The organism is Streptomyces sp. T028 (assembly GCF_048159505.1).
Classification (GTDB): Bacteria; Actinomycetota; Actinomycetes; order Streptomycetales; family Streptomycetaceae; genus Streptomyces.
On the sequence record NZ_JBLRVZ010000013.1, the window covers coordinates 125,817 to 139,206 of the forward strand.

The window sequence follows — 13,390 nt, forward strand, 5'->3', positions numbered from 1 at the left end:
AATCAGCGAGGACTAGACCGGTTTATGGACATCCCTGGAACGGGCAGCTAGGTTGGCTGGGCCGTCACCGGAACCGACCTTGCCTCACGTGAGGGGAGCCGCACATGAAGGACGTCACCCTGCTCAGCGACGGGTGGGGGCTGCGCCACGAGGACACGGTGCTGCCCGCCCGGGTACCGGGCTGCGTGCACACCGACCTTCTGGCCGCGGGGATCATCTCCGACCCTTTCATCGGCACCAACGAGCACGAGATCGCCTGGGTCGGCGACCAGGCCTGGGCCTACACCGCCCGCCTCACGGCCCACACCGCGCACGAGCACACGGACCTGGTCTTCGACGGCCTCGACACCGCGGCCGAGATCACCCTCGACGGGAAGGTGCTCGGCCGGACCCGCAACATGCATCGCACCCACCGGTTCGACGTCACCGGCCGGGCCGGAGAACTCCAGGTGCGCTTCACTCCGGCCCGCGAGGAGGCGGAGGCCGTACGCAAGGCGGTCGGCGACCGGCCGAACGTCTATCCCGAGCCCTCCCAGTACATCCGCAAGATGGCGTGCAGCTTCGGCTGGGACTGGGGCCCCACCGTCGTCACCGCCGGGATCTGGCGGCCCGCGCGTCTGGAGCACTGGTCGACCGCGCGGATCGCCCAGGCCCGGCCCGTCGTCACGGTCACCGGGGCACAGGGCCGTGTCGAGATCCACCTCACGGTGGAACGCACCAGCGGCGGCACCGGACGTCTCCTGACCGCGCGGGCGTCGGTGGCCGGGACGGACACCGAGGTCACCTTCACGGACGGACACGCCCTGCTCCTGCTGGACGTTCCCGAGCCGGAGCTGTGGTGGCCGCGCGGATACGGGAAGCAGTCGCTGTACGACCTGACGGTCACCCTCGCCGACGGCGACGACACACTGGACACCTGGCGGCGGCGCATCGGCTTCCGCACCATCGAACTGGACCGCACCCCCGACGAGTACGGCACCGGCTTCACCCTGGTCGTCAACGGCGTACGCCTCTTCGCGCGCGGCGTGAACTGGATCCCCGACGACGTCCTGCCCTCCCGCATCACCCCGGAGCGCTACCGGCACCGCCTCATCCAGGCCGCGGACGCCAACGTCGACCTCGTGCGCGTCTGGGGCGGCGGCATCTACGAGGACGACGCCTTCTACGACGTGTGCGACGAACTCGGGCTCATGGTCTGGCAGGACTTCCTGTTCGCCTGCTCCGCCTACCCCGAGGAGCAGCCCCTGCGCGGCGAGGTGGAGGCCGAGGCCCGGGAGAACGTCGTACGGCTGATGCCGCACCCCTCGCTGGTGCTGTGGAACGGCAACAACGAGAACCTGTGGGGCTTCAGGGACTGGGGCTGGGAGCCCGCGCTGGCCGGTGACTCCTGGGGCGGGGGGTACTACCTGGAGCTGCTGCCGCGGGTCGTCGCCGAGTTGGATCCGACCCGGCCGTACACGGCGGGCAGCCCCTGGTCCGGTTCCTGGGACCATCACCCCAACGACCCGGCGCACGGCACCCACCACTCATGGGAGGTGTGGAACCGGAGGGACTACGCGGAGTACCGCGACAGCGTGCCGCGCTTCGTCGCCGAGTTCGGCTGGCAGGCGCCGCCCGCCCTGGCCACCCTGCGGCGTGCCCTGCCCGGCGAGGACCTCGCCCCCGACTCGCCCGGCATGCTCCACCACCAGAAGGCCGAGGACGGCAACGGCAAACTCGACCGAGGCGTGGCCCGCCACTTCGCTCCCCCGAAGGGCACCGGGGCCGGTTTCGACCGCTGGCACTACCTGACCCAGCTCGTCCAGGCCCGGGCCGTCGCCGCCGGCATCGAGCACTGGCGCTCCCACTGGCCGCGCTGCGCCGGCACTGTCGTCTGGCAGCTGAACGACTGCTGGCCGGTCAGCTCCTGGGCGGCCGTCGACGGCGACGGACGGCTCAAGCCGCTCTACCACGAGCTGCGCCGCCTGTACGCCGACCGGCTGCTCACCCTCCAGCCCGCCGCGGACGGTGTCGCGCTGTGCCTGGTCAACCAGGCGGCCGTCCCCTGGCGGGCCGAGGTCACCGTACGCAGGGCAGCCGCCGACGGGACGGTGACGGCCCGGGTGCCGCTCACCGTGGAGGTGGGCGCTCGTGACGCGGTACGGACGCCGCTGCCCGCGGACCTGCTCGGGCTGGACGGGGAGTTCCTGGTCGCGGACGCGGACGGGCTGCGCGCGGTGCACTTCCCCGTACCGGATCGTGAGTTCCCCTATGTGCGCCCGGATTTCGACGTACGGGTGGAGTCCGTGCCCGGTGCTGCCGATACAGTCGACGTCGTGGTCAGCGCACACACCCTGGTCAGGGACCTCCTCCTGCAACCTGACCGGCTCACCCCCGACGCCGTGTCCGACACCGGCCTCGTCACCCTGCTCCCCGGCGAAGAGAGCAGAATCCGCATCGGCGGCTGGGCCGGGCCCGACGCAGAACAGGCCCGTGCGGCGATCTTCTGTGTGGAACCGTCGTGAGCGCACCCACGCAACGCGTCACCATCAAGGACGTCGCCGCCCTGGCCGGTGTGTCGAAGGGCGCGGTGTCGCTCGCGTTCAACGGCAGGCCCGGGCTGTCCGTCACCACCCGGGACCGCATCTTCCAGGCGGCCCGGGAACTGGGATGGACACCCGACGTACGGGCCCGCAGCCTGTCCTCCGGCGCCGAAGTGGACACCATCGGGCTGGCGATCTGCCGACCGGCCCGACTGCTCGGCCTCGAGCCCTTCTACATGGAGTTCATCTCCGGGGTCGAAAGCGTGCTGGTCGAGCGGTCCTGCTCGCTCCTGCTGCACCTGGTGCGGGACGTGGACGAGGAGATCGCACTGCAGCAGAGATGGTGGCGGGGCAGGCAGATCAGCGGGTCCATCCTCGTCGACTTCCGCGAGAACGACCCTCGCCTCCCGGCACTGCGCGCCGTCGGGCTGCCCGCGGTGGCGGTCGGTCACCCGTCGCTGACAGGCGGATTCACCTCGGTGTGGACGGACGACGCCACCGCCGCCACCGAGGCCGTACGGTATCTGGCGGCGCTCGGCCATCGCCGCATCGCCCGGGTCGGCGGACCCACCGGGCTCGGCCACAGCGCCATCCGCGCGAAGGCGTTCGCCGAGGCCACGCGGGACCTGGGCCTCGCCGACGACCTCCAGATCGCCACGGGCTACGAGGGCGAGGAAGGAGCGCGCGCCACCCGTTCGCTGCTGCTCATGACCGACCGTCCGACGGCCATCCTCTACGACAACGACATCATGGCCGTCGCGGGAGCCGCCGTCGCAGCGGAACTGGGCGTCGCGGTGCCGCGTGACCTCTCGCTGCTCGCCTGGGACGACTCCCAGCTGTGCCGGCTGACCCATCCACCGCTGTCCGCGATGAGCCACGACGTGCACGGGTTCGGCGCCGACGTGGCCCGGACCCTGTTCGCGGTCATCGCCGACAAGGAACCCGAGTCCCACCAGGTCGCCACCCCCTCGCTCACCCCACGCGGCTCCACGGCACCACCGCCGCGGTAGAACCGCGGCCTGCGGTGGAAGTCTCCGGGGCCGGGGCCGACCACACCGAGGCAGCGCCGGCACCCGGCCCCGCCCGTGCCCGGCGCCGCTTCGGAAAGCGGCCAGGTCCGGCCTTGGGGACCAACGGAACAGCCGGTATCGGTGAGATTGATCTTGGCCGAATCGCCGTGATCTTTGAGCACAACTGATCCGTCGCGTGCGGGCGTTCACTGAAAGATCCTCGGTCACTCGCTCCGGGTGGTTACGTCCGCCGTATGCCGGTGGAGTTTTCAGCTCATGAGCAGGCTGAGGCGTACGGGAAGTTCGCCGAGGAGCCGACGAGGCCCGAACTGGAGCGGTTTCTCTTCCTGGATGACGTGGACCGCGATGTGATCGCGCTGCGGCGTACGCCGCACCACCGGCTCGGGTGCGCGCTGCAGATGTGCACAGTGCGGTATGTGGGTCTGTTCCTGGGTGAGGACCCGCTTGAGGTGCCGTGGCCTGTCGCGGAGCACCTGGCCGAGCAGTTGAGGATCGAGGACCGTCGTGTGTGAAGCGGTACACCGGCCGTCGGCAGACGGTCCACTAGCACGCGTGGGAGATCCGCGAGCGTACGGCTGCCACCCGTACGAGGACCACGACCAGGGGCGGAGGTTCCGGGCGTTCCTGCACGGGCGGGCCCGGACCGCACACGCGGAGGGGCCCAGGGCACTGCACTGTTCGACCACGCCGTGGGCTCGTTGCGCCGACACCGGGTGCTGCCGGGTACCTCGGTGCTGGCCCGGCAGGTCGCCGAGGTCCGCGGAATCACGGAGCAGCGGCTGTACGCCACGGTCGCCAAGGCGACCCGGTGGGCGGACCCCGCGCTGACCGGGGACCTGGTGGCCACGCTGAAGACGCCGGAGGGCAAGCGGTATTCGGAGCTGGAGCGGATGCGCCGGCCGCCGACGCGGACGACGGGCACCGCGATGAAGGGCGCATCGCAGCGAATCGACGACATCGCCGCGTTCCAGCTGGGGCGGGTGAAGCCGGACAAGGTCCCGCCGAACCGGCTCTCCTAGCTGGCCCGCTACGGGCTGGGCACCAAGGCGCCGAAGCTGGAGCGGACGCCCGAGCCCAAGCGCACCGCGACGCTCACCGCGGTGATGCGCCACCTGGAGGACGAGGCGATCGACGACGCGCTGGACCTGTTCGAGATCCTGATGGCGACGAGGCTGATCAGCACCGCGAAGCGCTCCACGGACAAGCAGCGGCTTCTCGCCCCTGCCGCAACGGGAGAGAGCGGCACGGATCACGGCCAGGGTCTCGAAGGTGGTCATCGAGGAGTTGGAGCTCGTCGAGCAGACTGGCTGCGATGTGGACGTGGCCGCGCTGGGGAACGCGCCCCTGGCCGCGCTCCCCAGCGCCCGCCACGCCAGGTGGGCCTTGAAGCCGTCCCGCTGGTTACTGCGGGCCTTGGGGACGTGGCGGGACGGAGGATCGACGGTGGAGACCATCCGGCTAGGGGCGGTGCCGCGGGTGATGCGCCAGCCGAGTTGCTGGTCGGGCAGGTGGCCCAGCAGCCGCAGCGCGTCGGTGACCAGTGCGTCGACGAGCTCGGCGCGGGCCTGTTCGTCGTTCCAGGCGATCTTCGGCTTGCCCGGGTCGGTGTAGTCGTGAGCGGTGCACTGCGCAGCGGCGACCGCGTCGGCGCCGGGGACCTCGCGGATCGCCGCGCGGACGGCGGCGATGATCTGGGTGACGGTGTCCTGGGTGGCGACCGCGTCGTCCAGCACGGTGGAGTCCAGCGCCCGGCGGTGCTTTCCCGGCCGTGGTACTGGTGGGCTCGCCTATTCAAGTGTCGCCAGTTTCCCGCATAACCCACCCTGCCGGTGACCGTGTGTGGTCACCGGAGGCGTATCGGCTCCAGGTCCCACCAGCCTCCGAGGCAAGGCGAGTTGTGGTGACGTGGTGGTAGCCGAGGGCGTAGGCATGCCTGTTGAGTACCTGTCTGCTGAGCAAAAGGCCCGCTATAGGCGGTTCGCCACGGAGCCGTCGCCCGGGGAGCTGGAACAGTTCTTCCGCCTGGACACCAAGGCTCTGGGTCTGACGCGGGCGAAGCGCCGTCCGGCGTCGAGGTTGGGATGGGCGGTGCAGGCCCTGTCCGGCGGTGGTCGGGGCCGCGAGGACGGCCACGGCCGCCGTCAGCGCGGTGACGGCGGGGATCAGATTTCGCATGCCCCGATCAACGCCCCCGCACCATCGCGGTGATGCCGGCCGCCCGGCCTAGCGGCCCGGGGCGGCGCGTTGTCGGGCAGCTCTCACCGATGGTCAAGCGGTGGTACGACCGCCACGCTGCGAGGTGGACATTCGGTGTGGATCGCTCAGTCTTCGCTGCGAGAGATTCGGCGGGAGCGGACGGTCTACGCACGCGCCCAGCGCCGGACCATCGGAACCGCCACGGCGGCACCAACAAGGGCCCCGACTCCTGCCCCACCGAGAAAGCCGAAGGCCGACGCCGACAGAGCCCCGTCACCCCAGGCCGCGACGATGGGCAGGCCTTGCGGGAGGCAAGCGGGCGATGCGTCGCAGGCGGATCGCGAGTTGCCGGGAGGGATGACCGGGGGGAACGTGAACGGAGGGGGCGGCGTCGAGCGGAACGTGGAGCGCGTGATGACGAAGATCAAGTTCGAGAGCGTGTTCGCGCCGGCCATGGAGGGCCACGGTCAGCGATCGATCATCCTCCGTGTGGACGGGGAGGCGGTCTGGGAGGGGCACATCGGCCAGGGAGAAATCGTCAACATCAACGTGACATTGCCGATCCAGACGCTGTCGGTCGAGTTGGGGACCAGGAGATTCGACGAACACGGAAATCCCGACGGCTTCCTCAACTACAAGCACCTCGTCGAGATTCCGCACCCCTCGGAGGAGGACGTCTGGAAGGTCACGCTCTTCGACGACAACATGACCCGGGCCCTCTTCCGGAGCCGTATCGACGGCCTCGGAGGAAAATTCGAACTCGAAGTCTCCTTCCACGGCTGACCGGGACGACGGCCTTGGTACTGGTGAGCTGGCGTATTCAACTATCGCGGATTCCCTTGGGAGCCCAGCCCGCTGGTGACCGGCTGTGATCACCAGCGGCGTATCGGCTCCAGGTCCCGCCGCTTTCTCTGAGGAGGCGGCTGGTGGTCTTGTCGTGGTAGCCGAGGGCGTCCGCGACGACGGGGGCGGGTAGTTCGAGGAGTTGTTGTCGGATGGCGGCGCCGCGGGCGGCGGCGACCGGGATGCCGATCTCCCGCAGTCGTGAGGACATGTGGTCGGGACGGGCCGGCCGTCCGGCCCGGCGGCCGGGGAAGAGCCAGCGGGATACCTGGTTGGTGGCGGTGTTCATGTTGTCGCGGTCTGCGAGGTAGGCCAGTAGCAGGGCTGCCGCTGGTTCGGGGACGGGAGAGGCGGGCTCCCCGAGCCGCAGGAGCGTGGTCTCTCCGTCGTGGAGCACGTCGTCGACCGTGAGCTGGACGATCCGGGTCAGGGGCTGCGCGTAGAGGAGAAGGATGAGGCCGGCGACACGGAGGCGCATCGGTGTGTCTGCGTCGGTCAGCAGTCGCCGAGTGCGGCCAGGCGCTCGTCCTCGCTCAGCGCGGGTCGTCTGGAGATCTTCATGGTGGGGATGGACAGGGCCTGTGGACATCGGCGGCTCTTCCTGGCCCAGTTGAGGAAGGGCCTCAGACAGGTGCGGCTGTTTTCGGTGTTGTCCGCGAACCAGGCGTCGATGTCGAGTTGGCCGCAGGACGAGAGGGTGCTGTCCCGGGTACCGAGCCACTGCAGGAAGGTGGTCGCGTGCTTGATCTGCTCGGCTGCGAAGCGGCGGATGCTCGGTGTGATGGGGCTCCGGTCGGCTCGTCCCCGTAGGTGGGGAAGGACGTGCCAGGTCGCGAAGAGCTTGATCGTCTTGACGTCTTCGGGATCGGCGATGTCGGCCAGGTGGCCGGGCAGCCATCGCTGGAAGGAGCAGATGTACTTGTCGACGGCGGGCAGGACGCCGCTGGCCATCAGGAGTTCTTCCAGGTGAGCTGCTGCCCGCCAGGGCTGGAGTTCGTGGAAGGCGTCGTGGGTCAGAGGTAACTGTCCGAGTCCAAGTCGTCGTAGAATCTGGGAGGCGTTTCCGGGATGGCCGCGGCGCATCGCCAGCCAGGCCAGGCCGCTTCTGGGCTCGTCCATCGCCACCAGCATGTCGAGCAAGGGCGTGAGCGTCTGGCGGACGCGGCCCGTGCCGTCGTCTAGGAGAGTGGTCAGCCGGTCGGTGAGCGTGCACCGCTCGCAGAGTCGGCCACCCAGCAGTTTGCCCTCGAAGCCGCAGCGCGAGCAGTCGAAGGTCTGGGAGAAGCCGGCGCAGGTCGTACAGATCGCGGAGCCGTCGGCGGGGTGATGTCCGGGGAGAGCACGGTCCTGGCCGCATCCTGGGCACGTTCCTCGCGTTCGCACCGCGCCGTCCGAGCAGGTCCGGCAGACGTATCCGTCCGGCCAGGTGCCGGACTTGTGCCTGCGGCGGCCGCAGCGGCAGCACTCGGCCATGAACCAGCGTTCGTACTGCTCGTCGGTGGCGTAGGGGCGGCGGCTCATGCGTCGGGCAGGATGCGGGCCGCACGGGGCCGGAGCTTCGCGACGTTCGCAGGTGGGGTGGGCAGGTCGCCGGTGGCGGTCTTGCGGACGCCGGCGTTCTCGGCGGTGGTGGTCACCAGGTCGGCCGGGGTGCAGGAGAGGATGTCGCAGAGCGCGGACAGGACCTGCAGCGACAGCCGCTCCGGGGTTCCGGAGACCAGGCGGTGGACCTGGGAGGCGGACAGGTCGATGCCGCGTTCGCGCAGCAGCGGAACCAGTTCGGTCGCGGTGAAGATGCGATGCTGGGCCATCACCTCGCGCAGCCGCCATGTGTAGCCGACCTTGCGCTTCATGCCCGCTTCCCGTTCTGGGCTTGGAGGGCGGCGGCGACGGTCGCGTCCAGGTGCCGGCGCAGGGTGCGGGTGCGGAAGTCCGAGGAGACGCAGGTGTAGATGGACGTGGTGCTGGCGTGCTCGTGACCGACCTGTTCCTGGACGAAGCGGGGATCCCAACCGTCCTCGACGAGGTGGGTGACGTACGACCTTCGGAAGGAGTAGTAGTCCAGCCCGTCGTCCAGGCCCAGGGCCTTGCGGTAGGTGATGAAGCGGGAGTTGATGCGCTGGCAGCCGATCCGCATCCCGCGCTCGGACGGCCAGGCCGCCGGGTTGCCGTCGGTGCCCAGCAGCGGGCGGACCTCGGTGAACCACTCGTCCAGGACATCGGGGGTCCAGTCGAACACGGTCAGCACGCCGCGGCGCTTGGGCGGCGAGCCCTTCTTGGCCTTGCCGAACCGGACCTGGCAGCGGCCGAAGTCGCCGTACTCGGTGCCGTGCGGGTTGCGGCCGAAGTCGGCGGCGTCGAGCATCCGCGTCTCGTTGCGCCGCAGCCCGTAGGCGTAGGCGGTCTTGAACAGGGTGGCGTCGCGGAACGCCGGCAGCCATCCCTTGCGGCCGAAGGCCCTGATCCGGGCGACCTCGTCGTCGCAGTGCTCGAAGAACGCGTGCAGCTCGGCCTTGGTGAACGCCCGCTTCTTCGCGTCGGCCTCGTTGTCCTGGACGTGCACCGCGGTGTTCCACTCGTGCACGACCTGGACCGGGTGGGTGCCGAACCGCTCCTCGCACGTGGCCGTCCAGTCGTAGAGCGGGTCGGTGACGAAGTGGCAGAACGCCCGGACCGCCTCCGAGTAGGAACGGATCGTGGAACGGCGCAGGTCCAGCAGCGAGCGCAGGTCACCGAGCCACTCGTCGATCATCGCTGGCGTCCAATGCCACGGGTAGGTGTTCACGTACGCGGCGAACGCCTTGACCGTGTTCTCCCGGCCCTCCACCGTCGTCCGGGCCAGATTCCGCGCGAGCTGCTGATTGGCGAACCCGGTCAGCATCGCGGTGAAGACCTGTTCCTCCGGCCGCAGCAGCCAGGTGCAGCCGTGCCGCACCTGGGATCGACCCGTTGAACCCCACCGGTCCACCACCCTCCGTCACTCGCGTCGTATGCGAGAAAACCGCATCTGATGCGAGTCAGTGGACAAACCCCAGGTCAGTCAGCCGGACGAGTGACCCCAGCTGGCGGCGCCCTCACGTCCGTCGTACCGTCGCCACCCGCAGATTGGGCTAACTTCGATGGGCAGCGTGCTGGTTGGCACCGTCGTCCACGACGATTCGCGAACCGTCGCGAGTTCGCATCGGATGCAATTGGCGGCGCTTGGACCATCGGTACAGCCATTAACGCTAAGTGGTCGGCTCCGTAAGTCCTTCGGGGGTTGACGTCGGAGGCAGTTCTGTGTCTGGCGTCTGCTCAGATGTCGGGGGCGGCGAGGTGGAGATGGCAGGCACAGTCGAGTGCGTCTGTCCGGGCTGCCGGGGCCGCCGGTTCCGGAGCGAGGTCCTCGCGGTGCGCTACGAACGGGTACGACATCGCGGAGGTGCTGGCCGCGACGGTGGACGAGGCGCTGACCGTCTTCCGGGGCGTACGGCAGATCGCGGCCCGGCTGCAACGGCTCTCGGACGTGGGCCACGGCTATCTCCCGCTCGGCCAGCCCGCCACCACCATCTCCGGCGGCGAGGCCCAACGCCTCAAGCTGGCAAAGGAGTTGGGCCGCCGCGCGACCGGCCGCACCCTCTACCTCCTCGACGAACCGACCACCGGCCTGCACGCCGCCGACACCGCCCGCCTGCTCGACGTACTCCAACGCCTCGTGGACGCGGGCCACTCGGTCGTCACGATCGAGCACAACGTCGACGCCATGCGCGCCTCCGACTGGATCATCGACCTCGGGCCGATGGGCGGCGCCGGGGGAGGGCGGGTGGTGGCCGAGGGGACACCTGAGCAGCTCGCGCGGGCGGCGGCGGAGGAGGACGGGGGCGGTTCCCGGACGGGTGGGTCTCTGCGCGAGTCCGAGCCCCATGTCTGAGCCCCATGTCTGAGCCCCATGTCTGAGGCCGATGTCTGAGGCCGATGTCTGAGGCCGATGTCCGAGGCCGATGTCCGAGGCCGATGTCCGAGGCCGATGTCTGAGGCCACACTGCTTCGATTCGACGGGACAATAAATGCCAGAAAGCCAGGGCCTGTTGTGGTCACAATGCCCCTGTGAAGCATGCCGATGTCCTGAGCGGGCTTGCCGCCAACGCCTCCCTTCCGCCCGAACTCGTCGACCGTCTGATCGAACTCGCGGTCGCCGACACCGACGCCGACTTCACCTATGACCTCGCCGAACGCCCCGACCTCACCCACGCGCAGGCGCTCGCGCTGTACGCACGCGTCCCGGAGAGCGGCCCACAGCTCGCGCGCGAGGGCCTGCTGACCGTCGCCGACGTCGATCCGGCAGCCGATCCGGACACCGCTCTCGCGCTGCTCGGCGAGGGGCGCGGCGATCCGGCGTGGGGCCGGGTCCTCGTGGCGGACCCGGATTCCTGGAGTCGGCAGCGGCTGGCCCGGTGTGTGGGCCTGCCGCCCGATGTCGTCGAGACGCTCGCCGCCGGTCCGGATGTGCGGGTGGTGGGGGAACTCGCCCTGTGGACGACGGATCGGGCGCTGGCCACGAGGCTCGCGGGGCATCCGAACGCCGAGGTCCGCAAGTACGCGGCCTGGAACGAGGCAACGCCACCGGCCGTACTGGCGGCACTCCTCGACGACAAGGGACTGCCTCCCGTACAGCGGTGCTCAGTCTGCGGCGTCGAGGAGACCGGCTGCGAGGTGCTGTCGTACGAGGTCTGTGACGGCACGCACGAGACCGCCGTGCACGACGTACGTCACGGGGCCCTGAGCAACCCCGCCACCCCCATCGAGGCCGCGATCCCCTTCGCCGACCACCCGTCGGAGAACCTGCGCTTGGCCCTCGCCGAGCACCCCGACCTGCCCCCGGAGGTGAGCCGACGGCTCGCCACGGACCCCGACATGCGCATCCGGGCCTGCATCGCCGAGAAGCCGGCCGGCGACGACGCCCTAATGCGCGTACTGGCCGAGGACGAATGCCAGGACGTACGGCGCCGACTCGCGCACAACCCCAACGTGCCCCTCGACGTCCTCGTTCGTTTCATCGCCACCAAGAAAATCGGCCCCACCCTGCTACCCCGCGTCGAGGCCGCGTCCCCGGCCGAGGTCGGGAAACTGGCCCACTCGACCGACTCGACCGTGCGGATGCTCGTGGCCCTGCGCCGCGACCTGCCCGCCGAGATACGCGACGCCCTCGCCACCGACCCCGACGCGAAGGTGCTCAAGAGCATCGCCCCGCACCCCGGCCTCTCCGAGGCGCGACTGCGGGCCATGGTCGACCGGCACGGAGTCCAGGTCCTGGCGGCGGTGGCGGCCAACCCGGACGCGTCCGGGGCACTCCTGGAACACCTCGCCCACCACCGTCCGTCGGTGCACGAGGCGTTCCGCGAAATCGCCGCCCACCCCCACGCGACCCCGCGGGCCCTGCTCGCCTGCCTGACGGACGGCCAGGCGAGGCCCATTGCCGCGGGCCATCCGGCCCTCCCGCCCCAGGTGATCGTGAAGTTGCTCGCCGACGATGACGGTCATGTGGCGAAGGCGGCGGCGGGCAATGCTTCGCTGCCGGGTGCGGTGATGCGAAACCTGGTGCCTTAGCGGTCGGCTCCGTAAGTCCTTCGGGGGTTGATCATGTAGCTGGCTCGGCGGAGGATTCTTCGTGGTGATCGGTGGTGTGCCGGTCGAGCCTGGCCAGCAGATCGTCCAGGTCGGAGGTGGTGAACTTCCACTGGAACGGCTGTGCTGTGGCGTTGTAGCGGTCTTCGAAGGCCCCAAGCCGGTCGGCGACCTGGGCGAGGTCGGTGAAGTCGTTGGGTGAGACGACCTTGCGCTGCACGACGGAGAAGTAGATCTCCACCTGGTTCAACCACGAAGCATGCACGGGGGTGTGGACCATCACCGCGTTGGGGAAGGCGGCGGCCAGGCGGTCGGCGGCCTTCTTGCCGCGGTGGGAGGAGCCGTTGTCCACGATCCAGAACACGCGCTTCGCGCTGGCGTAGGGCTCGGTGCTCATGACCTGGGCGACCAGGTTCATGAACGGGTCGATGCCGGTGCGTGGCTCGGTGCGGCCGGACACTTTCGCGGCGTGGACGTCGTAGGCGGCGAGGCAGGCCAGGGCGCCGCCGCGTCCGTAGGTGTGGTTGACGCGCATCGCGCGGGCCTGACCGGGGGCGAGGGTGGGGTGGCAGCGGCAGCGGGCCTGGATGGAGGTCTTCTCGTCCGCGCTGATGACGTACTCGTCCTCGCCGAGCCGGACGCCTCGCCAGGTGCGGGCGTACAAGCCGAGCACCCGCTCGGCCTTGGTCCAGAAGCCGGGGTCGGTGATGAAGATCCAGGACTGGTGCTGCCAGGGCTTGAGCGCGTCGTCGGTGAGCCAGCGGCGCACGGTGGAGGCGGAGACCCAGCAGGCGATCGCCTGGGCGACGACCTCACGGGCCAGTCCCGGGCACGACCGGCGCGCCAGCGGCACGCCGCTCTCGGCTGGCAGCCGGCAGGCCAGGGCCTTCACCTGGGCCACCTGCAACGCGGTGAACGACGGAGGCCGCCCTGACCGCTCGCGGTCGGACAGACCGGCCGGACCGTGCTCGACGAACCGGCCGCGCCAGCAGCGGACCGTGTCCAGATGCAGCCCCGTCTCACGGGCGATGCGCGCGTTGGAGCGTCCGCGTGCGGCGTGCAGTACGACCTGCGCGCGCATCCGCAGCCGGTGCTCGGTCTTGTGGCCGTAGGCCATCTTCTTCGGTCGCTCGCGCTCGGCGGCGCCCAGGACTGTCGGGCGGGCGGCGGTAACGGGCAAGGCAGGCAGGCCGA

At 70.0% G+C, this 13,390-nt stretch carries 11 protein-coding genes and 2 pseudogenes; 7 read left to right on the forward strand and 6 right to left on the reverse strand.

The features are described from left to right. Positions 1–104 precede the first annotated feature (104 nt). The 3 genes and pseudogenes from ACLZN2_RS14885 to ACLZN2_RS14895 all read left to right on the forward strand — a co-directional run. Positions 105–2,504: a glycoside hydrolase family 2 protein gene (locus ACLZN2_RS14885; RefSeq protein ID WP_416978922.1), complete on the forward strand. Its 2,400-nt coding sequence runs from the start codon at positions 105–107 to the stop codon at positions 2,502–2,504. Beyond that, the gene (locus ACLZN2_RS14890; RefSeq protein WP_416978923.1) at positions 2,501–3,532 is read left to right on the forward strand and encodes a LacI family DNA-binding transcriptional regulator; all 1,032 of its coding nucleotides are present in this window, start codon (positions 2,501–2,503) and stop codon (positions 3,530–3,532) included. The genes ACLZN2_RS14885 and ACLZN2_RS14890 overlap by 4 nt, the downstream gene beginning before the upstream one ends. A 254-nt stretch (positions 3,533–3,786) precedes the next feature. Next, positions 3,787–4,918 (forward strand): annotated as a pseudogene (locus ACLZN2_RS14895) (DUF4158 domain-containing protein); the annotation flags it as partial. Positions 4,919–4,923: 5 nt separating this feature from the next. On the opposite strand, the pseudogene ACLZN2_RS14900 reads toward ACLZN2_RS14895, so the two are convergent. Further along, positions 4,924–5,316, reverse strand: a pseudogene (locus tag ACLZN2_RS14900) (IS5/IS1182 family transposase); the annotation flags it as partial. Positions 5,317–5,482: 166 nt separating this feature from the next. Here ACLZN2_RS14900 and ACLZN2_RS14905 point away from each other — a divergent pair. Together ACLZN2_RS14905 and ACLZN2_RS14910 are read left to right on the forward strand one after the other, a co-directional pair. Continuing rightward, complete coding sequence (locus tag ACLZN2_RS14905; protein ID WP_217712302.1) at positions 5,483–5,761, forward strand: DUF4158 domain-containing protein; 279 nt, start codon at positions 5,483–5,485, stop codon at positions 5,759–5,761. Positions 5,762–5,863: 102 nt separating this feature from the next. Next, positions 5,864–6,532 carry a hypothetical protein gene (locus ACLZN2_RS14910; RefSeq protein WP_416978924.1) on the forward strand — a complete coding sequence of 223 codons (669 nt, stop codon included), beginning with the start codon at positions 5,864–5,866 and terminating at the stop codon, positions 6,530–6,532. A 37-nt stretch (positions 6,533–6,569) separates the two neighbouring features. Here the strand turns inward: ACLZN2_RS14910 and ACLZN2_RS14915 are convergent, their stop codons facing one another. From ACLZN2_RS14915 to ACLZN2_RS14930, 4 genes are read right to left on the reverse strand one after another with little or no spacing between them, the layout of a single operon-like run. Next, entirely contained in the window at positions 6,570–7,070 is a 501-nt protein-coding gene (locus ACLZN2_RS14915) for a hypothetical protein (RefSeq protein WP_416978925.1), read from the reverse strand. A gap of 17 nt (positions 7,071–7,087) precedes the next feature. Next, positions 7,088–8,113: a hypothetical protein gene (locus tag ACLZN2_RS14920; protein WP_416978926.1), complete on the reverse strand. Its 1,026-nt coding sequence runs from the start codon at positions 8,111–8,113 to the stop codon at positions 7,088–7,090. Next, positions 8,110–8,445 (reverse strand): helix-turn-helix domain-containing protein, encoded by a 336-nt coding sequence (locus ACLZN2_RS14925; RefSeq protein WP_099934877.1) that lies wholly within the window; start codon positions 8,443–8,445, stop codon positions 8,110–8,112. The genes ACLZN2_RS14920 and ACLZN2_RS14925 overlap by 4 nt, the downstream gene beginning before the upstream one ends. Further along, positions 8,442–9,527: a tyrosine-type recombinase/integrase gene (locus tag ACLZN2_RS14930; RefSeq protein ID WP_416978927.1), complete on the reverse strand. Its 1,086-nt coding sequence runs from the start codon at positions 9,525–9,527 to the stop codon at positions 8,442–8,444. The genes ACLZN2_RS14925 and ACLZN2_RS14930 overlap by 4 nt, the downstream gene beginning before the upstream one ends. 486 nt (positions 9,528–10,013) lie before the next feature. Between ACLZN2_RS14930 and ACLZN2_RS14935 the strand changes: the two genes are divergently transcribed. Further along, on the forward strand, positions 10,014–10,502 hold the full coding sequence (locus ACLZN2_RS14935; RefSeq protein ID WP_416978928.1) for a hypothetical protein: 489 nt from the start codon (positions 10,014–10,016) through the stop codon (positions 10,500–10,502). A 176-nt stretch (positions 10,503–10,678) separates the two neighbouring features. Next, on the forward strand, positions 10,679–12,178 hold the full coding sequence (locus ACLZN2_RS14940; RefSeq protein ID WP_416978929.1) for a hypothetical protein: 1,500 nt from the start codon (positions 10,679–10,681) through the stop codon (positions 12,176–12,178). A 31-nt stretch (positions 12,179–12,209) separates the two neighbouring features. Here ACLZN2_RS14940 and ACLZN2_RS14945 read toward each other — a convergent pair whose 3' ends face one another. Next, positions 12,210–13,376, reverse strand: a complete 1,167-nt coding sequence (locus tag ACLZN2_RS14945; protein WP_416978930.1) for an IS630 family transposase — start codon at positions 13,374–13,376, stop codon at positions 12,210–12,212. Positions 13,377–13,390 lie beyond the last annotated feature (14 nt).

Bases quoted from the DNA above. Each gene is read 5' to 3' on its own strand.
- ACLZN2_RS14925 (WP_099934877.1), bottom strand. From the start codon at position 8,445: ATGAAGCGCAAGGTCGGCTACACATGGCGGCTGCGCGAGGTGATGGCC.
- ACLZN2_RS14920 (WP_416978926.1), bottom strand. From the start codon at position 8,113: ATGAGCCGCCGCCCCTACGCCACCGACGAGCAGTACGAACGCTGGTTC.
- ACLZN2_RS14905 (WP_217712302.1), top strand. From the start codon at position 5,483: ATGCCTGTTGAGTACCTGTCTGCTGAGCAAAAGGCCCGCTATAGGCGG.
- ACLZN2_RS14915 (WP_416978925.1), bottom strand. From the start codon at position 7,070: ATGCGCCTCCGTGTCGCCGGCCTCATCCTTCTCCTCTACGCGCAGCCC.
- ACLZN2_RS14885 (WP_416978922.1), top strand. From the start codon at position 105: ATGAAGGACGTCACCCTGCTCAGCGACGGGTGGGGGCTGCGCCACGAG.